This window comes from Oleiphilus sp. HI0086 (assembly GCF_001635225.1).
The window spans coordinates 1-929 of sequence record NZ_LWFZ01000062.1 but is presented as its reverse complement, the minus strand read 5'-3'; the positions used below and the strand labels follow the sequence as shown (position 1 = coordinate 929).

Sequence of the window (929 nt, the reverse complement as noted above, 5' to 3'; positions counted from 1 at the left end):
GCTGGGCAAACTACGGTTAATTTCCGTATCGATAAAACCGGGGTTAATGACACTCACATCAACATTGTCATTTAAGGTCTCCAGCCTAACCGCCTCCATATAGGTAGCCAAACCCGCTTTTGAAGCAGAATACGCAGCATTTCTTGGTAAACCTCGATAGCCCGCAACGGAAGCGGTTGCCACAATATGCCCACCACCTTGGGTCCGGAATGCTTTAAGCGCAGCCCTGACGGTAGCGATAGCACCATTTAGATTAGTATTGATTACGGCGAGCTGGTCATCTAAAGAGGCAATCTCGGCTTTGCCTGAGCGGGCAATCCCGGCATTAGCAACGATCATATCTAAACGCCCCAAAGAAGATTGAAAGCCCTTAATCACCTCATCCACCTGCGAAGTATCAGTGACATCAAGCCGCGCTATTTCTATCCTTGCTTCAGGGTAGGCTTTATGGATCTCGGCTTTTAATGATTGCAGCAGGGTTTCTCTACGTGCGCTAAGACCAAGATCATAACCTCGCTTTGCCATCTCCCATGCCAAGGCCTTGCCAATACCATCACTGGCTCCGGTTATTACGATTGTTTTATTCATTGCTAGCCTACCCTACAGTTGCTGCGGTCATCTTCAAATGGAGAAGTTCATATATTGTGCAGACGAAAGCCTAGCACAATAGCCAAGCCCAAATCATTAAGGAGGCAACAAAGCGGGATTCACAAAGCAGTAAGTCTATGAATAGTTCTAATCGTCTAGACTTCTCGTTTATGGCAGGCATATAATCCTGACTAGCTGTTCAATAACAACAATAGTGGTGTACATTCACTCTTAGCACCCATTCAATGACGGATCAAATCTATGCCTAGCTCAGACGCTTTTACTCATTACCGCACCTGCAACCTTTGTGAAGCAATGTGCGGTGTCGCGATCAAAGTTGA

1 protein-coding gene is annotated in these 929 nt (G+C 46.4%); it reads right to left on the bottom strand.

All coding sequences use genetic code 11. The features are described from left to right. The coding region (locus tag A3756_RS01080) for an SDR family oxidoreductase (RefSeq protein ID WP_068552693.1) at window positions 1-588 on the bottom strand (588 nt) is incomplete at its 3' end. Window positions 589-929: the final 341 nt, after the last annotated feature.